This is a genomic window from Paenibacillus sp. FSL R5-0914, assembly GCF_038004525.1.
GTDB lineage: Bacteria > Bacillota > Bacilli > Paenibacillales > Paenibacillaceae > Paenibacillus_AQ.
This window is the reverse complement of the sequence record NZ_JBBORH010000002.1, coordinates 189,534-212,694: the sequence shown is the minus strand read 5'-3', so window position 1 is coordinate 212,694 and position 23,161 is coordinate 189,534. Positions and strand designations below refer to the sequence as shown.

Genomic DNA, 23,161 nt, shown 5'->3' with positions numbered 1-23,161 from the left:
GCGAATAAGGCTCGTGTGAAAAGATGCCGTGGTGTTCAGCACAGCTAATCCTCCCAAATCGATGTCTCTAAATGATCTACGAACTTGCGTAATTTACCGGCTAGCTTGCGGTTAATGGTTCCATCCTGATACATTTGCTGCACCTTATCCCGCTGCTCTTGAATGGCTTTCAGCTTCATTTCAAGCTTTTGATCATCAACAAGCCCATCCTTTGTCCAGCCTTTCCCTTGCTCCAGACGAGAAATTAACTGCTCATAACTGCATGCAACCTTCTCGGCTGCACTTCGGTTGTTCTCGTTCTTACAGACATTAATAGCAGCTATAGCAGCATGGGCCATGGCAATTTTCGCTTCTCTAGCACACTCAGCCTGTTGCAGCATTTGTTGGCTAGCTTCCCCTTCATTCTGTCCTGAGAACATTCCCGCAAACAGCCGTCTAATCTCGGTAAACGATATTCTGATTTGTGAATTTAGACTTCTGGCTAGAAAGACCTCACTATGATCCAAGAATTCTCCCAGCTTCTGAGCCACTGAGGCGGGAATCTCATTGTTCTCTAGCAATCGGTTCAGTTCTTTACGTTCAGCTTGCAGACCCACAATCCTCGCTTCAACACCCAGTCGGCGGAAGTTCTCGAGTGCTGGATCATTCGATTGGTCCTCACGGTTTAGACTATAAACCTTTTCTCTAAATTCACTCAAAGCCGGTTGTGCGGATTCCTTACTTTCTTCTGTCATCATACTTTGCAGCATGGTTAAACCGGCAGCAATAACTTTAGACTTGGCCGCCTGCTCGGCTCCTGTCTCACCTGATTCGGCAACTGGCTCTCCTTTACCTGCTAGAATTGGCAAAAAGATACTAGCGATCAGCAGCGACATTAGAATAACGCCTGCGGCGATAAAGATGATTAAATCACGCTCAGGAAATGGCGATCCATCCCCAAGAAAAAAGGGAATCGAGAACGCACCTGCTAAGGTAACCGCTCCACGCACTCCTGAAATCGTGAGGATTAATAGCGACTTAACAGATGATTTCTCCATTTTCCGCAGACGAGATCCTACTAAAGAGAACACATACACCCATACAAACCGTAATACAAACAGCAGCATAGTAATGGCTAATACATAACCCACAACTATAAGATTATCCACGGCCGTATCACGATAGATCACCTCAATAACATCTGGAATAGATAAGCCAAGAATAAGAAAGACCAGCCCATTCAATATATAGAGCATAACAGACCATGTACTAGCGGATACCAGTTGTAGCTTATACTGCGGAGATACGGCACGGTCCTTCTCAACCGCATGAATAATCCCCCCGGCAACCACTGCCAAAATGCCAGATACCCCTATCTCTTCACTGATCAAATAAATAATAAAAGGAGTTAGGATTTGCAGCAGCACATGCACTGTGATATCCTCCATCCCCAGTCTGCGAATAATTACGCTTAGCCGAATCAGAAGAAAAGCCAATAATGCCCCAACGATCAACCCACCTGCAGCTATAATTACAAAGCTAATGGAGGCTTTCGGTAAAGAAAACATACCCGTAACTGCTGCAGCAATGGCAAAGTTAAAGGCAACAAGCCCGGAAGCATCATTCATTAATGATTCGCCCTCTAGAATGCGGTGAATACTCTTAGGAAGATGCACTCTTCCAGCGATTGCGCTGACCGCGACCGCATCTGTAGGTGACAAGATCGCTGCCAGAGCAAATGCAGCTGCTAGCGGGATCGTTGGAATCATCCAGTTGATCGAATATCCAGCAATAAGCACCGTAGCAAAAACCAATCCCAGCGCCAGCATTAATATCGGACCCCGTAAGTTCCATAATTCATTTCTTGGCGTCCGTTTCCCATCATTGAACAAAAGCGGTGCAATAAACAATACGAAAAACAGCTCTGGTTCCAATGTCATATGTATTCCCAAAGGCATTAACACAACCATTACACCCAGACCAATTTGAATTAACGGTATTGGCACAAAGGGAATAAATCGGTTTATGATGTTGGAAATTGCGATAAGGCCCAGTAGGACGAGTACAACTAGAAAAGTCTCCAAACCACATCAACTCCCTTTTTTATTTGGTTATTATATCGTAAAGCTTCGGGTAAGGGAAAAATATAGAAATAGAAGTTCTCAACAATAATGTCCCCTAGAAATTACACAAAAAATACATCAGATATATATTGACAAAAATATTTATTTATGTTATAATAATAAATTACGCTATTGAAATTACATTTTATTTTAAGTATTATATGCATTAGCCTAACGGCATCGCTCTTATCATCAATCATGGAGGGATCTTATGCATATTGCTAGTGGAATAGAAATGTTAGAGATTACAACACAGGTTATGGGCGGGAGTGACACGATTTACCCCACGCTGCTCTGGGATCAAAATTCTGCTGTACTCGTAGACACTGGATTTCCGGGCCTGCTCCCAAAATTCAAAGAAGCTCTAAAAGAAACCCATGTGCCTTGGGAACAACTGCGCACCGTAATCATCACACATCAAGATCTAGATCACATCGGGAGCTTACCTGATTTACTGTCAGAAGAATGTCTAGAACTGACAGTTCTGGCTCACGAAATCGAGCAGCCTTATATTGAAGGAGAGCGAATGCTCCTTAAACACACCCCTGAAGCTTTAGCTGCGGCAGAAGCCATGATCCCCCCTCATGTACCAGAGGAATGGCGCCGCGCTTTCCTATCCGTGTTATCTCATCCCCCTAAAGGAAGAGTAGATCGAACCATAGTGGACGGGGAAATACTGCCTCTTGCCGGTGGAATTACGATTATCCATACACCAGGACATAGCCCTGGACATCTGAGTCTATACCATCATGATAGCCGTACGCTAATTGCCGCGGATGCTCTTACCGTTCAAGGCGATGAGCTGCACGGCCCCACTCCTTCGGCAACGCCTGACATGAAGCAAGCTTTAATCTCTCTGACAAAGTTCGCCGAGTATGAGATTGAAACGGTCATTTGCTATCATGGCGGAATTTATCGCGGACACGCAAACAAACGGATTGCTGAAATTGCGGAAGCAAGAGAATAGACTGATGCAAGAAAGCAGAGCCCTTATCTGGCTCTGCTTTCTTTTTACATATAGTCCCTACTCGTTATACTCACTTATGATTCCGAAACAACTGTAAACCGTTCACGAATATGCTGCGGCTGTTCAATTTCATCTACAATAGCAATCGCATAATCTTCATAGCTGACATAGCTCTCACCTTTGGAATTCACAAGCAGATGATCTTTGCCTTTCACATAAGAACCCGTTCTTGTCCCAATTGCAAAATTAGCGGATGGACTAACGAAGGTCCAAGATAGCGAGTCTGTACCTTGCAGAATCTCCAGGTTCTTCCCTTGATTCGTAGCCGTTGGCTTGATAAAGTCAGGGAAATCAGGGGTATCTACCACTTTAAGCGTCTTAGCTTCATCTACATATAAACTTCCCGCACCTCCAACTACAATCAATCTTGTATTAGGGGCATCCTTTAATGCTTCAATAAGCACATTTCCGGCATCCACATGCAGATGCTCTTGTCCAAATGGTGCTCCGAAAGCATTCACAACAACATCAAAACCCTTCAAATCTTCAGCGGTAAGTGCAAAAACATCCTTTTCGATGACCTTTGCCTTACGATTTGCAACTTTCGATGCATCCCGTACAATGGCTGTAACTTCATGGCCTCTATCTAGCGCTTCCTGAGTGATTCGGCTACCGGCTTTTCCACTTGCTCCTACAACTGCGATTTTCATATTATTTCCTCCTGTATATGTTTACGATGTTTTTACTTTAGTATTTATATCAAGGAGATCCTGAACGATGCTTCTGTCGATATCGAGATCAAACTTTCTCCCCCAAAAGCATTCTGTACCCGTACGAGTGATCCGGTCATAATCTTCTATCGTTAGTGTTCTTGGATAATCCGGTCCTGTTTCCCAGTCTGTATACCTCTTAATTTCACTCCGTACATTGTTCTTAAACGCACTATTCAAAATAATCGTATGGAAGAAGATTTCATCTCCACATAATGTGTTCTTAAAAAATCTAACATACTCTGGAGAAGTAGAAGTAAACTCCATGATGTATTCCATACATTCACCTGTGATAGACATCCAGTTAGAGCCTTTATACAGCGATTTTGGCAGAACACCCAACCTTCTTTGCAAGAATGGAACGTTCATTACTGCTTTAATATACCTCATCCTAATGGCAGCCATACGCCTGGTTCTTGAGATCAGGAATCTAGGATAATAAACCGACACCCTCTCATAACATCCCCACGTTTCAGAAGTATTCGGTAATTGCTGATACTTTACAAATTCGTCCCCCTGATTCTTCTTAAAGAAATCAAGAATAACTTCGTTGGAAGCTAAGGGCAGATCCTGACCACTTATGATGTGGATATAATTGAATTTCCCATGTTCTTTGATCAGCGCAAAACACTTCAAAACACATTCAATCTGACTGTAATGTCCCCACCGTACATCAATAGGCTCTTTGACAAAATGAATATCGTTACGATGAGTAATATCAGCTTCAATACCACTCTTCTGATCGACATGTAGGAAAAACTCGACGGAGTCATTAGTTAAACTATCGATTAGCATATTGATCTGCTCAGGATTTTTGTGACAAAGGATCACATACGCCATTTTGAATGATTCCAACAACCTTCACCCTTCCGCCCATCTTTTTCCAAATATTATAAAATAAATGGACAAAAATGGATAGTTCTTTCTATCCAGAAAAAGGTGAATTCGATTGGTGAATAGTTATTTCGTATGACTTTTCACTATAAGTCTGATTCCAATGTTCCATGGATCTTTGAATGTAGGGGCTCCATTCTCTTCAACAACGGTGTAACCCGCCTGCTTAACACGCTCCACTACAGACGTACGCTCCTCTTCATTCGGAAGAAGTAAGGTGAAATAATCAATTCCTACTGCATCAGAAGGTGCCACAGGTGCGCCTTGCCCTGCCCATATATTCAATCCAATGTGGTGATGATACCCACCTGCTGAGATAAACATTGCCGCACTGCCATAATTAGCTACTAGATCAAAACCAAGCAAACCAACGTAGAACTCCTTCGCCTTAGTTAAATTACCCACATGAAAGTGTACATGTCCGATCACCGTTCCAGCTGGCAGCCCGTTCCATTGAAAACCTTCAGAAGCCGCCAACAAACCATCTACATCCACTGGGTCCGTTGTCATCATTACATGCCCTTCCGCATCATACTTCCATGTATCCCTAGGACGATCTCTATAAATTTCGATTCCGTTGTTATCCGGGTCCTGAATATACAGTGCTTCACTCACCAAATGATCTCCCTGACCCACTTCAATTCCCAACGCGATCAAATTGCGTACAACGAGTCCCAAGCTAGGACGATCCGGAACAAGGATAGCAAAATGATACAATCCAGCCACTGAGTTCGGACGAAGAACCTTTGCATTCTCAATCTCCCGCAGAATCAATAACACATTCTGACCGTCAGCAGTCATTTCCACCTCACGACCAGATTGCCGCAAGACACTTAACCCCACCACGTTCTGATAAAAGGTGAGCGAACGCTCTAAATTACTTACTCTAATTTGTACCAGACCAATCTCTACGTCCGGATGAAGTGTTGTTTTAGTTGTCATTATATTTCCTCCCACTATTCCTGTAACTTAATCAGTTACAAATTAACTATATTTAGTATAGTTACCTTCTATATGTTTGTCAATTACCAACAAAAAAATCATGCTGACTGATTCACAGCCAAACATGATTCATAAGAACACCTCATCCTTAGGAGTGCCATTCCTGTAAATATTCAGATACACTGGATTCAAGAAGTCCAATTAAGTCTTCATCCATATACTTATAATCATCTGATATATTCAAACAAATTATTCTTTTGCCGATTACACCGTCTCTGAATTTATCTTGAATTCTTCGAACATGCTTCTTCTCCATCACAAAAATAACATCCGCCCAGCCCACATGTCCTTCAGAAAGTTTGATTCTGGCATGATCCTCTGTTCCAGCAGATCTCACTTCATGACCATCAATTCCTTGAAATATCTTCTCCGCAGTTAAACTCCGCCAGCGATTCTGGCTGCAGACAAACAGTAGTTTAATAGAGAGCACCTTCCTTATTCAATTAATACCTTATTTCGTTTATCGGTTTAGATAAACCCTCCTATTTAAGGAGGCATCCGAAACCCATGTTGTTAATAAGTCTTTGTTAAAAAGATATTCATTACCAACTCTGATATAGGGAAACATAGTTCCTTGAAAAATGCCCGATCTACTTAAATTCTCATGCTCCGTTTTAATAATATTCATCACTTGATCTTCAGTCAGATTTAAGTATAAGGCCGTCTCTTTAATATCCATCAAAAGCTTATCTGTCGTTACTATGGATGGAGTCTGGTCTTGATCAACTTCCAACTCTTTATCGCCATTAGTTATTGAACATCCAATAATAAATGAAATCCCTAGAATAAGACTCGCCACGATAATTGAGATTTGATTAGACTTCATTGATCACCTCCACCGTACACTTCATGAAGAGGTCTGTAGCTTGGGTGTTCTTCGATTTGCGTAACGACAACACCTTGCTCTGAGTCCATCACACGGTAGGCTTTAGCTTCTTCTCTGGTCGACATCACCTTATATTCATTATCCTTGTAGATGATGGCACAGTTATTATCCACTGCGATTCCGAGCAAACCTCCGTCTTTTACCATACGCGAAAAATCCTCAACCCGAATATCCTCATTGTAATGCGGACAATGAATACCTGGCAGAATCCCCATCGCTTCAAGCTTAATATACTGCCAGTTCCCTTGGTCGTCGAACGCTTCAGAGTCACTATGCCCATATTCAAACCAGCAAATGGAACCTGCACTCAGCCCTGCCAAAATAGTCCCCGAGTTGTACGCTTCTTTTAGAAGAGCATCTACGCCGGTATTTTTCCAAATCTCCAGCATCTTTCGGGTATTACCACCACCAACATAAATCAGATCAGCGGATATAATTAACTCTGCGATTTCTTCATGGGTATAGGTTTGGCTCACAAGCAATAAATGACTTGTTTCACATCCTAGAATCTCGCCGTACACTTTGTTGAACGTATCACAATAACCTGGTGCATCACTACTAGCTGTTGGAATAAATAACGCTTTCGGATTAACTTTCTGGGTTAACTTCACAACTTCACGATCCATTTCAAGCGTTTCTAAATCGGTTAGCTCTCCCCCACCGATTACCACGATAGTCCCCATAATCTCCCCTACTTTCACTAGGATCTGTTTTCTCCCTTTCCGTATTCCTCTGCAAGAATGCTGTAAATCTCCAAATCAATGAGCCCTTTACCTGACCATACATGGGCTTGTCTTAACGTCCCCTCTTTCAGAAAGCCACTTTTCAAAAGGACCCGCTTGGACCGCTCATTAAAAGGCATGACTTCAGCTTGGATTCGATTGACCTCTGCCGTCTCAAATAAATATTTTTTCACCATTTCAACGGCCTGAGTTGCAATCCCTTTTCCCCAATAAGACTCCGCCAAAAAATAACCAATCGTGACCATATCCACTTTTTGATTAAAATCCATAGCTTCGATGATACCTAGCAGTATGTACGGATTATTTTTACGGAAAATTCCCCACTTCACTCTTAACCCTTTATTAAAATCACGTTCGAAATGTCCGATCATATTCTTTACTGTATCTTTATTATGTTTCGGAATAATTCCGCAGTACTCAAACACTTGATCATTGCTATAAATTCCAAATACCTCTTCAAGGTTACTAACTTCAATTTTTTTCAGTGTTAGTTGTTCGGTTTCCAAAGTAGGGAATTGCTCAAATACATGACTAAGCTTCAATTCGTTCCCTCCGTTACTTTTTGATGTTGTGAATCAAGGTCACCGTTCGAAAGTTCATCTTCTATCCCCGCGCATTCCCTCTATACTGCGCAGTTCTAAGCTCTCGAATATAGGGCTCTGTAGCTGGCATAACTGCATCTATGGCTTGTTGAATGGCTAACTCAATATCATAAGGAACTCTTACAAATTGTATATTCAAAGATGCTGTTGTCAGGCCTCCATACTCCCCCTCCAAAATCACATAAGATGCCTGAGTGACATCTAGAGGATTCCCCACACTGCCAACATTAAATAAAGTCTTCCCTTCTAAATGTTGTATAAAAGCATTGTGAATGTCCCCATAGCCTACGATATCCGCTTGTCGCTGCTCCTGGCAGAGATCAGAACAACCAAACATAGACAGCCGCTTCTCATAATCGTCCCAAGGCTGAATCCGTTCATAGTAGCTTCGCGGTGAAGCATGAAATAAACGGATAAACTTACCACTCATCATAAACTCAATCGAGAACGGTAATGTACCTAAATAAGCAAGGCGGTCTTTCCCTAACAAATTCCGACTCCACCGGGCCATTTCAAAATCAACATCCTGATTCATTAAATCATCCCAGTTTCCCATAACACTGATTTCACAATTGTTCTTAATGATATCAACGGCTAGATCTGAATTTGGTCCTTTACCAACAATATCACCTAGGCAAAATATCCTACTAATTCCACGCTGCTTAATATCCTCTAATACGGCTGTCAAAGCCGGGATATTTCCATGAATATCTGAGATTAATGCGATTTGTTCCACTGTAAATCCTCCGTTCATTTTCCACTTCAGCATATTAGAGTTTCCCTATATGAAGTATTATCTGTTTTATGCCTTCTAAATACAGATTCTATGATTACGCCCTACTTCCCTTCTTTAAGGCACTACTCTCCTGACCCGAGCCATTCGGAGCCTCTTGATATGTTTCCAATAAAAAAAGACCACAATCACGTTAGCACATGTTGTGGTCTTCATTCTACGTTGCGATATGGAGTGGTTATATTTCAGGCATTTCATTCACAATCTGCTCCAAAGTAACCTCCTGAAGGACATTCTCCATCGCCTTTTGCGCGAGCGAGAATACCGGTACAATGGCGCTGGCTATATTTTTGCCGACTGGACAATCGGGGTTAGGGTGCTCATGAACTGAGAACAACGAATCCTCCTCCACCGCGTTTACTGCCTTATAAATCTGAAGTAGTGTAATCTCAGCGCTACTACGTGAAAGTGAGGCTCCTGCGACTCCGGGGCGGGCCGTTACTAGTCCTGCTTTTTGCAACATACTAGTTAGCCGGCGGATAACTACAGGGTTGGTGTTCACACTACCAGCTATCCACTCCGAGGTACTTTTACCCTCTTTATTACTGTCGATTAACGTTAATATATGAATGGCTACCGCAAATCGGGTGCTGATGTTCACTATAAATCTCTCCTTTTGCCATACTACCCGGCTAGCAACAAGTGCATTAATCAGATGCAACAATAATAGTTACATTTTATGCATTTGTCAAACACTGAAGGAGATGCAATTCAGGATCGTAATTAGTGAATATTATGCTTTTTGAAATTACCACCCTTAACTTCTGCTACATCATAAACTACGACAAAAGCGTTAGGGTCAATTTCATGAATGATTTCCTTGATTTTGCTTTCTTCCAGACGGTTAATTACACAGGTAATTTCTTTGAATTGTTCATTGGAGTAACCACCGTATGCATCAGTATAGGTTGCCCCACGTCCCAATCGGTCACGAATCGTTTCCACCATAATTTCCGGTTGAACGGTGATGATTTTGAAAGTTTTAGAGCCGCTCAAACCTTCTTCAACGATATGAATCACTTTAGAAGCAATAAAATAAGCAAGTGCGGATAGAATCGCCCCTTGTAGCCCAAATGCAGTTGAAACAACAATAAAGACAAACATGTTTAGGAATAAGATTAGATCACTTGTCCCAAAAGGTATTTTTCGTGAAAGCAATACAGCCAACATGTCGATCCCATCTAACGCCCCACCATTACGTAACGCTAAACCCATACCAAAACCGATGATAATCCCGCCTACAACAGTAATTAATAATGTATCTCCTTCAATAATCGTTGGCACATGGTGCATTAGGCTTGTACCAATGGCTAGTGAGGCAATACCGATAATGGAATAAATAGCAAAGCTTTTACCAATTTGCTTATATCCTAACCAAACAAATGGGATGTTAATTATAACAATTAGCAGCCCTAACGGTAATCCAAACAGCTGTGAGCCAACGATACTTAGGCCTGTTACACCACCATCTGAAACATTGTTAGGTATTAATACGGATTCCAGGCCATATGAAGTTATAAGTGCCCCTATAATAATTAATATGACTTTTGAAAATATCTTCAGCTTATTTGATTTTTGATGCTGTCTTATTCCATGCATTCCATTTCCCCACTTCAAATTAGTTTTTTATATCACTGCAAGTGAAAAACATCCACTGGACAAAAGCCGACAAAAAACAGTCTATAATAAATGTCACCACTTTGGCAAATCAGACGCCGCTAGTATGATATCTATTATTTTACCCATATGACTTAAAATAATCTTATCGTTCCATAAAAAATGAAAAAACCAGACTACGAAAATTCGTAATCTGGTAATCTTCTCTATCTCTATCACACCTTCATGTATTCGTTATATAATTCCTCAAAAGTATCGTATCGTTCAACTTCCCTTCCCACCTTATTATATTCTTCAAGATATTCATCCATGACCTGCAGGAACTGCTCTTTAAATAAATGCAGATGATCTGAATCAAAATACTGCATAATATCAAACTTTTTTGTTCCCCTTGATTCTGTCATTTCATCAAGAAAATTTTGTATGCCCATGGCTGCATAATAAGCATAAGATTTATCATTTAATTCCACACTTGCTATAACCTTATTGCGGCAGTTACACCATAATTCCTCAAAGGTGCCACCAAGATTATCATAGGTAGGGACAGGCTGAATCACAAAATCCTTATACATTTTATTATATAAATCATTGACGCTTTCTAAAAATCTATAGGATGCACTTCTGATTTCAATAATTGTCTTCGCATCGATCACAGCCATATATATATTTTCAAAATCATCAGGAACATAACGATACGTAGCTATTTCCTCCAGATATCTCTTAAGTCCCCTTTTAAAATAGGTATTGTTCAAATGTGTTAGAGCATTTACCAAATTGTATACAACTTCACATGAAGCATACCTCACTGCTCCGATATCTTCAGAAAGTAATGTATTCGTATATTCTTGTTTTGCTATGTCTATATTCTTTTTCGCTCTACTAATACATTCACTCCCTATAGGCTTTGCCAAAGCATCGAAAGCTCTCTGTTTATATAAATTTAGCTTTTCCAGATATTCGGGTTTCGCACAATATAACAGCTCTAAATCTATCAGACACGAAATCATTGGGCTCTCTAGATTCGCTTGATCTTCTATCCTTGTTTCCCATGGCGTACAATAGATGTCGTATCCAACATCCTCCAGAATAAAACACGTAGATATCCCCCAGCCTTGGGCCGTGTTATTAATTATAATTAGATCAAGATCGCTTTTTTCATGAAAATCTCCGGTACTGAAAGAACCTGTAAGCCCAATGATTGCAATGTCATCAGGAAAATCTCTCTTAGCACGTTCAATAACCATACTAATAAGTCTGTCATTTTTATTTAGAATTTTTTGTCTAATATCAGCATCCATATCCAATTCTCCTCTTACTCCATTTTAATTTCATTGTATATGGATATAGCTCCAGTAAGTATTCCGACTTTATATATATTCAATCTATACCAAGCACATGCTCTCCTCCTCCCAGGTAAACAAATAACGCGCTGGCGAGAGTACGGCTCTTCTCTACCAACGCGTTATCTAGTAATTATGAATGCTTTTCTCACAGCTTGCTTTAGTAAATGAAAATTTCATCTAAAGGTCTTCCGTCACAAGGATTAAAATCAATCCCTAAAATCTTTGCCATCGTAGGAGCTATATCTACCATTTTAAGATCCCCTATGGGAAAATCACTTTTCACCTTGTTCCCTGAGATCACCAAGTTGCATCTATAATCCTCTTTATCGGGAGAGTAGCCATGCGTAGCATATTTAATCCCTTGTTTGTCCAAATCAACAATCGTAGGTTCATCCATGCTCTCATCGAAACAATAGCCTCTCCTAGCTTCAAGCATATATTTAGTAGATGGGCCCACATGAAGTTGATTCAGCCGCTCTCTAGTATACATTTCCTCTATACCTGAAGCGTCATCATCCATATATTCCTGAATAACAGCTAACGCTAATTGTTCAGCTTCTTCATCACCTTCTTTAATATGCAGATAAGCGGATCCGCCCCCACACTGAAAGTAAGCTCTCCACTTCATTTCGCCGTTCTCTTCATAGATCAACCCTTTTTCCTGCAAAAGGTTGTTCAAATGCACTTTATACCGAACATTGAACTGGCCATGGTCACCCAAAACTAAAAAAACCGTGTCATCCTTTATCCCGGCTTCATCCACTGCTTGTATAATATCACCTAATCTCTTATCCATACGTGTGATTACCCGCTTCACTTCATCGCTGTCAGTGCCGTAGACATGCTTGGCGTCATCCAGATCAATCAAATGCATCATAAGAAGATTAGGCTTTTTACGCTTAATCGTTTCTATCGCACACTTTGTCGTGAAGTCATCCAGATAAGGCTGTTCAATCCCTTTTCGAAGCCGTCCATATTTCAGCTCCATTTCAATGCAATATAACGGGCTCCCGCTTTTTAACACCTTCAGTGCCTGATTTTCGTTGTTGATGGCTCTGATTTCAGGGATATTATATTGGATTGAGGATTTCCCTGATACCGGCCAGAGGATTCCTGCGGTACTCATGTTATGCTCGCGCGCAGCATCATAAATCGTGGGCACCTTTATCGCATTTCTGAACCAGAACCAGCTTTGCTCCTTTTCCTTCACAAACGGCTGAAATGGATTGTTATGGTGGATACCATGCTTATCTGGATATACACCGGTTGCTATCGTAGTGTGTACCACATAAGTGAGCGTGGGATATACACTTTTTAATTGATTACTATGCGCTCCGTTCTTAATCAATTTCGATAGGTTTGGAAGACAGCTGGCCATTTCCCATTGGTCTTCTGAAAAGGCATCGTAAGAGATGACAATCAGATGTTTGGCCATTGCCGTTTGTTCTTTGCTTGACTTCATAGGATAAGTCCCTTCGGTTCATCTTGTTCAAGCTTCTCTTTTGGTAAAGTTATAAATACGAAGAATCCAATAATGAATAGTGGGATAATCGCTAAAATACTAAATTTAGCGTTGCCTGTTAGGGTAGTTGTTAATGACATTACAGCAGGACCCACAATCGCCGCAAACTTGCCAAAGATATTATAAAAGCCAAAGAATTCATTGGATTTTTCCTTAGGAATAATCTTCGCATAATAAGATCTGCTAAGCGCTTGAATCCCTCCCTGGGCAGATCCAATTAGCGCTCCCAGAATAAATATATGCCACACTGAAGTAATAAAGTAAGCCGCGATACAAGAAATGATATATGTAAAAATCCCCACGATGATCATTGTTCTAGCTGAGTATTTTTTGGCAAGATTACCGTACAGGATAGCACACGGAAATGCGATGATCTGGATAACTAATAAGATCCCCAGTAAAGTAAAGGTATCAAAAGCATCCGCACCCAGTACCGATGTGGCATATGGCACTACCATTTTAATAATCGTATCTACCCCATCAATATAGAGAAAGTAGGCGATCAAGAATACAAATACTACTTTATGCTGTCTGACATTTTTAAACGTGTCTCCCAGTCTTTTAAAGCTATTAATGACCGGTTTGGGTTCAGGTTCTATATAATATCTTTGCTGCACATCCTTGATCATAGGCATGGTCAGCAGTCCCCACCAAAGGGCAGTGATTATAAATCCAATCTGATAGCCGATTGATTTATCCATCCCCATAAACAGAATCAGCAGTAGGCTGATACCGAATGGAATAACGCTGGCGATATATCCAAAAGCAAACCCTTTTGAGGATACCTTATCCATCCTTTCATCCGTGGTTACATCCACCAGAAAAGAATCATAAAAAATATTGGCCCCGGCAAATCCTATGACTGACAAAATATAAAATACAATCAATAACTGCCACTGCCCACTCGCAGGTGCAACGAAAGCCAGCGAAGCAGTAGCTATCACGCCGATCAATGAGAAAAATATGAAGAAGCGTTTTTTCTTATCCTTATAATCTGCCATCGTCCCTAAAATCGGGCTAAGGATGGCCACCAGAATACTCGCTATGGAATTAAAATACCCCAAATCCATGCTGTTGTTAACATTCGAAAACATCCCAAATACAATAGGCAGTAAAGCCGTTGTAACCGCCATCGAATACGCCGAATTTCCACAGTCATATAAAATCCATGATTTTTCCTCTTTACTTAGTTTCATCTAACAGCCACCTTTTCACCTAGTTCCTTCTGTTATATCACTTAAGCATATGTGGCATGTTAAATGCATGTAAAACTACACTTCATAATTCCAATGGAGAGCTGTTCCTCATGTCCTCTCCTGTATTGTCAAACTCTTAAGGACCTCAGCAACCTGTAGAGCATACTTTTTACTCAAACGTGACTTACCAAGATTACTCTTCACAATCTTAATCATTCGGGTATCTCGGCTCTTAGCGAATTTCTCCAGCATGGCAAAACCCGCTTCAGGTTCACAAGCCACAAATACACTTAAGCTGTATTCAAGTCCCTTAGATAATACACGAAAATGCTCAGCGTCCTCATATTGTACTTCCCCACTACCCAAACTCTCCATAATTCGAGTAGCCAACTGAAGACAATAAAGCGTATTCTCTTTCTTTTTTAAAAGAGGAGGATGCGCTAACGCTGCTACAAAGGCTCGTTGTTCAAGCCTATTCGCACCTTTCTCCCACATGTCGATCAGCTGCCTGACAAGAGAAAAACCATCCTCCCCTATACTTTGCAGCGCCATAGCAGACGCTTCACGCATCCTCCATCTGGAGTCGTTCATAGCTGTCTTAATGATGCTCTGAATCACAATTCGCTGCTCTTCTTCAGCGTAGCTGTAATAAGCGCCCAGCGCTCTAACCGCACAAAACGGCAGAAACTCACGGGGATCATTCACCCCAGCTTCTGCCTCTGTAAGATTAGCCCATGAATTAAGAAACTCCCAGTCTGTTTCCGTTAGTTTAGGATGGGCAAAATGTTTGGCAAATTTGCCTGAGAGCTCCAAATTTACTCGTGGTCCGGGAAGATTGCTCTCCTTCATCAGCAAATCTCTAAGCTGTACCCACTGCTCCTTATCGCTTACCCATCGCTGAAACAGCATAACCATCATTTTGTCCAGTCCTCTCTGGTCCCTCCGGTATTTACCTTCAGATTCTAACAATCCCCTGCATCTCGTATGGATAATCAATCTGCTTTTTTACCGAATTCATCGCTGCTTCTCCAGCCAAGTATGAAATCAGATATAATCCCAGATCAATGGAAGTGGAAACTCCACCACCTGTAATCACATTACCATCATGCACAATACGGGTCCCCACAACTTCTTCACAGTAAGGATTTAGTAATTCATAGGCAGATGGATGGGTAGTAGCTTTCTTCCCTCCTAGCAGCCCCGCAGCCCCAAGCAGCAGTGAGCCTGTGCAGACAGATACCTTATAAGGAACATTGTGAGCACCAGCAAGCCACGAGACAAAACCTTCATCATAACGAAGTTTCCGTGTCCCCATCCCTCCAGGTACAAATACCATGTCATACTCCGAAAGCTCTGGCAGCACTTTTCCAGCTTTAACTGTGAAACCTAACTCATCCGTCACTTCCTCCGACGCTGCACATATATCCCAAGACAAATTTTTGCCGATTTCAAATTGCCCCAATCGATAAATAACATCATAGAACCCCGCAAAATCTAAGAACGTAATCCCGTCAAAAAGTATAAAGGCGATTTTCAATTTCGCACTCTCCTCTTATGGCTTGGTTAGGATAATAGGCTCACCTTTAGTCACAATAATCGTATGTTCAAACTGTGCTACCCGGCCATTGTCTACGACACTCAGTGTCCATCCATCCGACTGCTGCTCCACGTAATCTGCTCCAGTAGAAAGGAAGGGCTCAACCGTAATCACCTGTCCCTCTTTTAACACTGTAGTCACTCTTGGATTGTAGAAAGGTAAGATTTCAAAAGGCTTCTCATGGAGTGATTTGCCAATCCCGTGGCTGCACAGATTACGTACCACTCTATAGCCGCGTTTCCGAGCTTCGAGTTCCATCATTCTGCCAATCTCATTGACCTTCATCCCTGCTCTCAGATAATTGATCACGCTCATCATAGTTTCCTCTGCACTCTGGCATAGACGAAGAATGTCATCATTATAAGGTGGTAATTGAAACGAAACTCCGGCGTCCCCATAATAACCATTCAGTTCAGCAGATACATCAATATTAATCAAATCACCAGCATTAATCACTCTAGGACCAGGAATCCCATGAGCAACCTCTTCATTCACACTAATGCAGGTGCTGCCTGGAAAATTATACGTTATCATTGGGGCTGAAGATGCACCGAATTCCGCTAGAATTTCAGCTCCAATCTTATCAAGCTCCGCTGTTGTCATACCTGGAGTTACTTTCTTTTTCATCTCGGCGATGGTATGTCCTACTACTTTCCCTATGGCTTTTAGCCCTTCTAAATCTTGTATGGTATCACTCGTCATCTATCACACATTCCTCTCACTTCTGGTATGAATCACTTGTCTAACTTCTGAAATGCACTTCCATTCCACTGAAAAATATCTTCCATCTGTTTACCCGCTACATTATCGTAATAACTTCTCTTGAAGCTATGATCATCCACTTTATCAAGCTTTATCGAATACCCCTTTGGACTGCTGATAAATAAATCAGAGTCGGGTTTGATCCCTAATTCCTCTATAACGTTATTTTTTCTAAGCGTAAATAGCTTGTAGAAGTAACCATTACTGGATCCGTACTGACCAATCGTAAAATCCGGATCGCCGTCGCCATTATAGTCCTCAAACTGAATTTGAAAAAAATCATTAAATATTATGGGATCCTCAAAATATTCACTGAGTGGAAAGCTATTCAAAGTTCTCCCTTGATTATCGATAAGAACAAGCCCAAATCTGCCACTCCAATTCCTTCCCATCAACGGACCTGGTATTGTCCAATCCTCACTGTAGGTTCCATCTAAAAGCTGCAGATTCAAGAATCCAGTTCTATTAGTTAAGGGATAGAGATCATTATGTGATATCGTTACTGGACCTGTAACCTTAACAGAAGACTCCAGCGACTCCGTCTGTTCTATGTTCGCCTGATCTGCTGTTCCAAAAATGAGTTTCCTTAATTGGTCCGAATTCTTCACCGGAATAGAGTAGCCCTGACCACCATTCTCAGCTGTAGTAAATACTCCTTTATAGCCGGGTTCATCACCTATTGCTATGTAATAATCCTTCGAGTAGCCATCACCATAAACAAGCTTCATTTTAAATTCAGGAGCCCAATCCAGCTCTCCCAATAATTTATCGCTCTTGTTCATAGCCTCCGAAAGCGCCTTAATCAGAGCGGAGTCCTTCAGTATTAGGGTCTCAAAATGTTCGGGTCGATCAACTTGGTTCTGATCACTAGTTGTTACAGGAGTTAAAGACACTCCGGCGATCCACCTTGCATTGATGAAGCCCACATCATTCTTACACCCGCTTAAAAGAGCAACCAAGAACAAGGGTACAACCCATAGTAATTTCCTAATGCGAACCACCTCCAAGAAAAGAAACATAACCTAATTATAACAGCGTCCATAAATTTAAAGAAATCGACTTTCCGAAATGTTTAAGCGAGAAATATAAGGATAATTTATAGCATGGAGCATATAAATTCTTATATTTTAAAAAAAGACTACAACCTGCTCCTTCAATGAGTGGTTCTAGTCTTATAGAATCAAGTAAATATGTAGTGATAGGATCAGACGATTAAGCTTGAATTGCGCTAACCGTCTTAAGCCAAGCCTCTGCAATAAGTGCATGGCCCGCAGGTGATGGATGTACTCCATCCGGAGCCCAATAAGCAGGCTCTGCTTTCACGGATGCCGCAGCAAACAGGCCATCCAACGGAACAAGTAATGCACCATATTCACGTGCCAATTCACGAACAATGTGAATTTTAGGGTCCAAATCCTGGCGCCAAGTTCTACGATCTTCTGGGACAGGCAACACAAATGGCTCGATTAAGACTAAATTAGCAGCCAGCGAATGCTGCGTGCGTTCGATCAGGTCACGATACGCAGCTTCAAATTGTTCAGGCGTTGTTTCCTGACCAGAATCAAAGCGGCGCCAAGTGTCATTTATCCCAATATATATGGACACCCAAGTCGGCTTCAGATTCAGGCAATCCTTCTCCCAGCGTTCCTGCAAATCTACTGCACGGTTGCCGCTAATTCCACGATTATAGAACGTAAGATTCTTCTCAGGATATAAATGCCCCAGACGAGCGGCGACCATCAATGCATAACCTACACCAAGCGATGAAGCATCATCATAATTACGACCCCAATCCGTTATACTGTCGCCTTGAAACAGAATGACATCGTTTTGTCGGAATAACATCACGTAATCCTCCCCTATTTTCCCCTGTTAATATTAGCCAATATAGTATATCAAAAATGAATACTACGTACTAGGACAATCATTAACAATTCATGGTAGAAACCACTAGAGATCAACAAAAAAACCTGCTCAAATTAGAGCAGGTTTTCCAATAATACAATTAATAAGCTAAGCTAAACAATCCTTTAATGTGGGACAAGTAACGAATATTACTTGCTTCCTTCATCAAGGTTGCAGGTAATCCTTTTAGCGGAGTTGAGCTAGCACCAACAATGGCTACACCGTCTTTACGACCTAAGCTCGCAAGCGTACCTGAGTTGATCGGACTAAAGGATTCAAATGATTTATCCTTCAAGTATGCATAAAGATTGTACCCGATCAATTCGCCCATTTGCCAAGCGATTTGTGCAGTTGGTGGATATGGACGACCATCTTCGGCAAAGACAACGGCGCTGTCACCAGCAACGAATACGTCTTTGTGTGATGTGGATTGCAAGAATTCATTTACCGTTGCACGACCACGGTTCACTTCAAGACCGGACTCACCAATCAGTGGATTTCCTTGTACGCCACCAGTCCATACGAAGGTGTTAGCAATAATTTTTTGACCATCTTTCAAGTCAATGACATTATCCGCTACATTCGTAACAGGTAGTCCTGTCAAGAATTGAACACCACGTTTTTCTAAGCTTGCCACTGCGCGTTCGATCAATGCATCTGGCAATACTGGTAAAATCTTAGGGCCTGCTTCAACCAGCATCAGTTTAATTTCTTTAGGATCCACGCCATATTTCTTAGTGAGTGTTGGCAACACATCAGCGATTTCACCAACAAGTTCAACACCTGTTAAGCCACCGCCACCGATTAGGATGCTTGCATCCGCTGGATTTTTAGACTTCGCATATTCACGGATACGCTCATCAATATGACGATGAATTCTGTTAGCATCTGCTGCCGATTTCAAAACCATACTGTATTGCTCAAGACCTGGAATGCCAAAATAAGCCGTAGTGCTTCCAAGACCCACAACTAAAGCATCGTAGGACAATGTCACACCATCAGATAGTGTAATTTGTTTGTTTTCAACAGAAAAAGAATTCACCTTTGCAATTTTCAGGTCGATATCTTTACCTGCAAAAAGCTTAGCTAATGGCATAGCAACAGCACCTTCTGCAACACTACCCGCTGCAAGACGATGCAATTCTGTAATAATTTGATGTGTAGGATATTGATTAACGACTGTAATTTTAGCTTCGTCCTTCTTCAGGTACTTGCGTACAGTTAAGGCGCTTAGTAGACCACCATAACCTGCTCCTAGAATGACAATATGTTTAGACATGATGTTTCCTCCGTCCTTACGAATGAGATATAAAAAATATTATTTCTGTTGACTGCGTTCGCCGGCAACTTGAAGATAAGCATTTACGAAACGGAAAAGCTTCTGTGCTTGTGGATCTTTCATCATCTTCATAAGACCAAATACACCGATCACATCGCTATTTTCATTCGCACGATCTTGCGCTTCGATCACTGTAGCTGCCATATTCTTCGCCGAATGAACCACTGGTTCAGCAAGTTCTTTAATTGCACTTACCGTATCACTTTTCAAGACTTCATCCGCAGCAACAGTTTGAACAAAGTCATATGACTTTGTGAGCACGCCGACAAGCTCTGTTAATTTTGGCAACTGTTCCACTAAGACAGTTAACGACTCCTGAACTTCAGGCTTCAATAGCTGCTCTAGAACATTCATTTGTTCTTGAGTGACAGCTAATTTTGGTGATTCTTGCTCAGGTTGTGTTTGAGTGATTGTTTCTGACATATCCGAATCTCCTCTGCAAATAAGCTTTGCTGCTTAATAGTAATAAAAAAATAAAAACTTATAACGCCATATTTCTATTATAGCACTTATCAAGTTATAAATGTCACAAAGTTTTTGATTTTTTCTAAAGTTTTGTGATTTTTATTACATTAAAATAAATTAGTCATAATTTTCGATATTTTTTATACATGCATAGATGATTAAATGCTTATTGTGTAAATTCATTCAAATTCATCTCCGCTTTCAATAAAACCTCGACCATTGCCGGATTGTTCTTTAATGGTAGCAATCTAAAATACAGAGAACGAACGAAATTTTTGGTGTTCACACGAGCAACGTACTGGCCACGGCTTCTCGGCCACCCCCCACATTGCTCCAAGTTGCGAATCCAGTCGACAATAGATTGTTGTGGAAGTAAATGATGATCTATCATTGTAGCTACAATCGTAGCGATCCGTTCATCTTCTTCGTCGCTAAATATGTGCTGATCGTTGTAAAGCATCCTTTGGATGACTGCCAAAACCTCTTCTCTTATTGCAGCATCACTCTCCGAGCAGAGTACCAGTTCATCCAAGGCATCTGCGCCATGGGCTGCAGCATGTGCCCAGCCTTCTTCTGGCATAAATCCTCGTAAATCCAGTTCTTCCTCATAATATCTAATCAGCGCTTCCTTCACATTTGTAAACTCTGCGCTAGCTAAAAAAGCCTGTTCCCTATGCCGCTGAAGAATCAGCGCAACGATCAGTACCGAAAACGTTCTTGTGAACACAGCCTGATCTTCTTTGCTGCCAATGTAATAGAACAAATGCTGCTCATCAAGGAGAATCAAAAGTAGTTCACGAAGCTCCGCATCACTAAACCATTGTTTCTCGTTAATCCATTTGTAGAAGGTGGAATAGATCAAGTCATCTCGTAGCTTCGGCTGTGGATCTCCTATGTACTCAAGCATCAATTTCACATAATCCCTTAATTGCTCCCCACTTTTAAGCTCGTAATCGTTCTCTTCAATTCTTTGCAAGTCAATTATCAACTGCTCTCTAGTATCGTTCAACATTCCCACCCTTTCATTAATAAAAGCAATTTAAATTTTTCGTATCCTAATATCCTAATTTACATCCCAATATTTTACAACATAGTAATTATTCTTCGACATTCCAAAGTACTTAGAGAGCTGAATGTAAATGAAGTGAATTTAATCATTGACGAATATAATTAACTGTGCTATTTTGAGTTAGTAACTAATAGTTAGTTCATTTATAAATATCACTTATTTATAATTAACAAGCAAATACATAACATATGGAGGAATAACTCATGAGCGCTTTTACAGATTTGATTGAATCCCGCAGGTCTGCTATGAATTTTGTTGAAGGGGTGAAGATCCCTCAGAATGAACTAGAGGAAATGTTCTCTTACGCCAGATTGGCTCCATCTGCATATAATCTTCAACATGCCAATTATAAAGTGGTTTCTGATGAGAATTTAAAAGATGAGATTCGTAAAGCGGCTTACGGTCAATATAAAATCCACTCCGCCTCAGCGGTAATAGTGGTACTCGGGGATAAGAATGCTTATCTGAAAGCCCCAGAAATCTTCGGAGGACTTAAAGCTTTAGGGGCTATGAGTCAAGAGGATTATGATGCAGAGATAGAAACGATTAACAATGCATACAAAGGAAATGATGCTTTCCAAAGAGATGAGGCTATTCGGAATGCTTCACTCTCTGCCATGCACTTCATGCTGATTGCCAAAGATAAAGGATGGGATACCTGCCCGATGATCGGCTTTGATCCGGAAGCGATTCAATCCACTTTAAATCTACCCGATCATATGGTACCGGTTATGCTGATCACTATCGGCAAAGACAAGAAACATAAAATCAGACCACGTGGCTATCGTAAACCGGTCAATGAATTCGTTGAATTTATCTGAGGGTTATTGGAAGATATCGATAGATACAACAAAGCGCGTTTCATCCGATATTTGAAGTTCGGATGGAACGCTTTTTTACTAAGGATGTGGAGCTTAAATCTTTCTTCACTACTTAGCATACTGAAGAATTGCAATCGCTGCTCGTTCCCGTCGTTCGGCGTTCTCACTAACAAGAGCTTCCTTCAAAATATCGAGCGCCATTGATAATGTCTCTTCATCCACATGCATTCGATTACTCATCGCTTGCTCTGAATCAGAAGAACCTGTAATCCACAGATCCACACGAGCACTAGGCATCGGCCCCTTATACTGTTTGACCACTCCACTACTGCTAAGAAACTCTTTTATCCCTGCGTTTAGATCGGTTATAGGAAGACTTTTCAGCCAAGTTACACCACGTCGATGGCATGTACCGATGTCTGGCGTGTCAAATAATTCATTGTAAAAATAATCGCCTAGATCACCTAAATGTACCCAATCTCCATCACACACCAGCACATAATCGCCATCCTGCATCGTATGTACGAAGAGTTGAATGGCTTGTATATGTTCTGTAAGCTCCAACTCACTGTATTGGTATGCATGAATCATCCGATCACGGAGCTCCACTTTACTGATGTTCTCCAAATCCCCTATTCCGGGATATCCGATACTCACATAATTATCCTCTAAAAATGCTGTGATTCGTTCGGTCCCAAGCGGCTTTGATCCCATCTGAAACAGATTCATAGATCATCCCTCCAAGTAATTAATATAATATTTTTTC

General features: G+C 41.2%; 25 protein-coding genes. 2 read left to right on the top strand and 23 right to left on the bottom strand.

The window, feature by feature from the left end:
- Positions 1 to 44 precede the first annotated feature (44 nt).
- Positions 45 to 2,063, bottom strand: a complete 2,019-nt coding sequence (locus MKX60_RS16995; RefSeq protein WP_341060507.1) for a Na+/H+ antiporter — start codon at positions 2,061 to 2,063, stop codon at positions 45 to 47.
- A 250-nt stretch (positions 2,064 to 2,313) separates the two neighbouring features.
- Between MKX60_RS16995 and MKX60_RS16990 the strand changes: the two genes are divergently transcribed.
- Positions 2,314 to 3,069 carry an MBL fold metallo-hydrolase gene (locus tag MKX60_RS16990; protein WP_341060505.1) on the top strand — a complete coding sequence of 252 codons (756 nt, stop codon included), beginning with the start codon at positions 2,314 to 2,316 and terminating at the stop codon, positions 3,067 to 3,069.
- A gap of 74 nt (positions 3,070 to 3,143) precedes the next feature.
- Here the strand turns inward: MKX60_RS16990 and MKX60_RS16985 are convergent, their stop codons facing one another.
- The 21 genes from MKX60_RS16985 to MKX60_RS16885 all read right to left on the bottom strand — a co-directional run bounded on the left by MKX60_RS16985 (position 3,144) and on the right by MKX60_RS16885 (position 21,514).
- Positions 3,144 to 3,779 carry an NAD(P)-dependent oxidoreductase gene (locus MKX60_RS16985; protein ID WP_042187246.1) on the bottom strand — a complete coding sequence of 212 codons (636 nt, stop codon included), beginning with the start codon at positions 3,777 to 3,779 and terminating at the stop codon, positions 3,144 to 3,146.
- Between the two features lie 21 nt (positions 3,780 to 3,800).
- Complete coding sequence (locus MKX60_RS16980) at positions 3,801 to 4,694, bottom strand: beta-1,6-N-acetylglucosaminyltransferase (RefSeq protein WP_341060504.1); 894 nt, start codon at positions 4,692 to 4,694, stop codon at positions 3,801 to 3,803.
- A 105-nt stretch (positions 4,695 to 4,799) separates the two neighbouring features.
- On the bottom strand, positions 4,800 to 5,675 hold the full coding sequence (locus tag MKX60_RS16975; protein WP_076299483.1) for a VOC family protein: 876 nt from the start codon (positions 5,673 to 5,675) through the stop codon (positions 4,800 to 4,802).
- A gap of 148 nt (positions 5,676 to 5,823) precedes the next feature.
- Entirely contained in the window at positions 5,824 to 6,156 is a 333-nt protein-coding gene (locus MKX60_RS16970; RefSeq protein ID WP_179086694.1) for a low molecular weight protein tyrosine phosphatase family protein, read from the bottom strand.
- A 39-nt stretch (positions 6,157 to 6,195) separates the two neighbouring features.
- Positions 6,196 to 6,561, bottom strand: a complete 366-nt coding sequence (locus MKX60_RS16965; RefSeq protein ID WP_341060502.1) for a DNA-binding protein — start codon at positions 6,559 to 6,561, stop codon at positions 6,196 to 6,198.
- A complete protein-coding gene (locus MKX60_RS16960; RefSeq protein WP_076299510.1) occupies positions 6,558 to 7,304 on the bottom strand; it encodes a Type 1 glutamine amidotransferase-like domain-containing protein in 747 nt (248 codons plus the stop codon). Before MKX60_RS16960 ends, MKX60_RS16965 begins: the two co-directional genes overlap by 4 nt.
- A 17-nt stretch (positions 7,305 to 7,321) precedes the next feature.
- On the bottom strand, positions 7,322 to 7,906 hold the full coding sequence (locus MKX60_RS16955; protein ID WP_076299485.1) for a GNAT family N-acetyltransferase: 585 nt from the start codon (positions 7,904 to 7,906) through the stop codon (positions 7,322 to 7,324).
- A gap of 61 nt (positions 7,907 to 7,967) precedes the next feature.
- Positions 7,968 to 8,702, bottom strand: coding sequence for a metallophosphoesterase family protein (locus tag MKX60_RS16950; RefSeq protein ID WP_076299511.1), 735 nt, complete (start codon positions 8,700 to 8,702; stop codon positions 7,968 to 7,970).
- Between the two features lie 235 nt (positions 8,703 to 8,937).
- Complete coding sequence (locus MKX60_RS16945; protein WP_042187235.1) at positions 8,938 to 9,360, bottom strand: Rrf2 family transcriptional regulator; 423 nt, start codon at positions 9,358 to 9,360, stop codon at positions 8,938 to 8,940.
- A 122-nt stretch (positions 9,361 to 9,482) separates the two neighbouring features.
- Positions 9,483 to 10,358, bottom strand: a complete 876-nt coding sequence (locus MKX60_RS16940; RefSeq protein WP_179085712.1) for a YitT family protein — start codon at positions 10,356 to 10,358, stop codon at positions 9,483 to 9,485.
- Between the two features lie 233 nt (positions 10,359 to 10,591).
- Positions 10,592 to 11,674, bottom strand: a complete 1,083-nt coding sequence (locus MKX60_RS16935; RefSeq protein ID WP_341060500.1) for a nucleotidyltransferase domain-containing protein — start codon at positions 11,672 to 11,674, stop codon at positions 10,592 to 10,594.
- Positions 11,675 to 11,876: 202 nt separating this feature from the next.
- A complete protein-coding gene (locus MKX60_RS16930; RefSeq protein ID WP_341060499.1) occupies positions 11,877 to 13,181 on the bottom strand; it encodes an alkaline phosphatase family protein in 1,305 nt (434 codons plus the stop codon).
- Positions 13,178 to 14,437: an MFS transporter gene (locus tag MKX60_RS16925; protein WP_042187227.1), complete on the bottom strand. Its 1,260-nt coding sequence runs from the start codon at positions 14,435 to 14,437 to the stop codon at positions 13,178 to 13,180. Before MKX60_RS16925 ends, MKX60_RS16930 begins: the two co-directional genes overlap by 4 nt.
- A 108-nt stretch (positions 14,438 to 14,545) precedes the next feature.
- The gene (locus MKX60_RS16920) at positions 14,546 to 15,355 is read right to left on the bottom strand and encodes a hypothetical protein (RefSeq protein ID WP_341060497.1); all 810 of its coding nucleotides are present in this window, start codon (positions 15,353 to 15,355) and stop codon (positions 14,546 to 14,548) included.
- 37 nt (positions 15,356 to 15,392) lie between these two features.
- A complete protein-coding gene (locus MKX60_RS16915) occupies positions 15,393 to 15,974 on the bottom strand; it encodes a DJ-1/PfpI family protein (protein ID WP_341060496.1) in 582 nt (193 codons plus the stop codon).
- A 15-nt stretch (positions 15,975 to 15,989) separates the two neighbouring features.
- On the bottom strand, positions 15,990 to 16,736 hold the full coding sequence (gene map, locus MKX60_RS16910; protein WP_341060495.1) for a type I methionyl aminopeptidase: 747 nt from the start codon (positions 16,734 to 16,736) through the stop codon (positions 15,990 to 15,992).
- Between the two features lie 32 nt (positions 16,737 to 16,768).
- Complete coding sequence (locus tag MKX60_RS16905; protein ID WP_341060494.1) at positions 16,769 to 17,689, bottom strand: hypothetical protein; 921 nt, start codon at positions 17,687 to 17,689, stop codon at positions 16,769 to 16,771.
- Between the two features lie 319 nt (positions 17,690 to 18,008).
- The gene (locus MKX60_RS16900) at positions 18,009 to 18,641 is read right to left on the bottom strand and encodes an SGNH/GDSL hydrolase family protein (RefSeq protein ID WP_076282991.1); all 633 of its coding nucleotides are present in this window, start codon (positions 18,639 to 18,641) and stop codon (positions 18,009 to 18,011) included.
- 160 nt (positions 18,642 to 18,801) lie between these two features.
- Complete coding sequence (locus MKX60_RS16895) at positions 18,802 to 19,980, bottom strand: NAD(P)/FAD-dependent oxidoreductase (RefSeq protein WP_042187216.1); 1,179 nt, start codon at positions 19,978 to 19,980, stop codon at positions 18,802 to 18,804.
- Positions 19,981 to 20,019: 39 nt separating this feature from the next.
- The gene (locus MKX60_RS16890; RefSeq protein WP_042187214.1) at positions 20,020 to 20,463 is read right to left on the bottom strand and encodes a DUF1641 domain-containing protein; all 444 of its coding nucleotides are present in this window, start codon (positions 20,461 to 20,463) and stop codon (positions 20,020 to 20,022) included.
- A 208-nt stretch (positions 20,464 to 20,671) separates the two neighbouring features.
- Positions 20,672 to 21,514 (bottom strand): DUF2785 domain-containing protein, encoded by an 843-nt coding sequence (locus MKX60_RS16885; RefSeq protein ID WP_076283380.1) that lies wholly within the window; start codon positions 21,512 to 21,514, stop codon positions 20,672 to 20,674.
- Between the two features lie 263 nt (positions 21,515 to 21,777).
- Here MKX60_RS16885 and MKX60_RS16880 point away from each other — a divergent pair, with 263 nt between their 5' ends.
- Complete coding sequence (locus tag MKX60_RS16880) at positions 21,778 to 22,395, top strand: nitroreductase family protein (protein ID WP_042187213.1); 618 nt, start codon at positions 21,778 to 21,780, stop codon at positions 22,393 to 22,395.
- Between the two features lie 108 nt (positions 22,396 to 22,503).
- Here MKX60_RS16880 and MKX60_RS16875 read toward each other — a convergent pair whose 3' ends face one another.
- Positions 22,504 to 23,124, bottom strand: a complete 621-nt coding sequence (locus MKX60_RS16875; protein ID WP_076282992.1) for a hypothetical protein — start codon at positions 23,122 to 23,124, stop codon at positions 22,504 to 22,506.
- Positions 23,125 to 23,161 lie beyond the last annotated feature (37 nt).

Bases quoted from the DNA above. Each gene is read 5' to 3' on its own strand.
- map (WP_341060495.1), bottom strand. From the start codon at position 16,736: ATGACGAGTGATACCATACAAGATTTAGAAGGGCTAAAAGCCATAGGG.
- MKX60_RS16900 (WP_076282991.1), bottom strand. From the start codon at position 18,641: ATGTTATTCCGACAAAACGATGTCATTCTGTTTCAAGGCGACAGTATA.
- MKX60_RS16925 (WP_042187227.1), bottom strand. From the start codon at position 14,437: ATGAAACTAAGTAAAGAGGAAAAATCATGGATTTTATATGACTGTGGA.
- MKX60_RS16965 (WP_341060502.1), bottom strand. From the start codon at position 6,561: ATGAAGTCTAATCAAATCTCAATTATCGTGGCGAGTCTTATTCTAGGG.
- MKX60_RS16990 (WP_341060505.1), top strand. From the start codon at position 2,314: ATGCATATTGCTAGTGGAATAGAAATGTTAGAGATTACAACACAGGTT.
- MKX60_RS16985 (WP_042187246.1), bottom strand. From the start codon at position 3,779: ATGAAAATCGCAGTTGTAGGAGCAAGTGGAAAAGCCGGTAGCCGAATC.
- MKX60_RS16880 (WP_042187213.1), top strand. From the start codon at position 21,778: ATGAGCGCTTTTACAGATTTGATTGAATCCCGCAGGTCTGCTATGAAT.
- MKX60_RS16975 (WP_076299483.1), bottom strand. From the start codon at position 5,675: ATGACAACTAAAACAACACTTCATCCGGACGTAGAGATTGGTCTGGTA.
- MKX60_RS16890 (WP_042187214.1), bottom strand. From the start codon at position 20,463: ATGTCAGAAACAATCACTCAAACACAACCTGAGCAAGAATCACCAAAA.
- MKX60_RS16895 (WP_042187216.1), bottom strand. From the start codon at position 19,980: ATGTCTAAACATATTGTCATTCTAGGAGCAGGTTATGGTGGTCTACTA.
- MKX60_RS16940 (WP_179085712.1), bottom strand. From the start codon at position 10,358: ATGCATGGAATAAGACAGCATCAAAAATCAAATAAGCTGAAGATATTT.
- MKX60_RS16930 (WP_341060499.1), bottom strand. From the start codon at position 13,181: ATGAAGTCAAGCAAAGAACAAACGGCAATGGCCAAACATCTGATTGTC.
- MKX60_RS16935 (WP_341060500.1), bottom strand. From the start codon at position 11,674: ATGGATGCTGATATTAGACAAAAAATTCTAAATAAAAATGACAGACTT.
- MKX60_RS16920 (WP_341060497.1), bottom strand. From the start codon at position 15,355: ATGATGGTTATGCTGTTTCAGCGATGGGTAAGCGATAAGGAGCAGTGG.
- MKX60_RS16875 (WP_076282992.1), bottom strand. From the start codon at position 23,124: ATGAATCTGTTTCAGATGGGATCAAAGCCGCTTGGGACCGAACGAATC.
- MKX60_RS16960 (WP_076299510.1), bottom strand. From the start codon at position 7,304: ATGGGGACTATCGTGGTAATCGGTGGGGGAGAGCTAACCGATTTAGAA.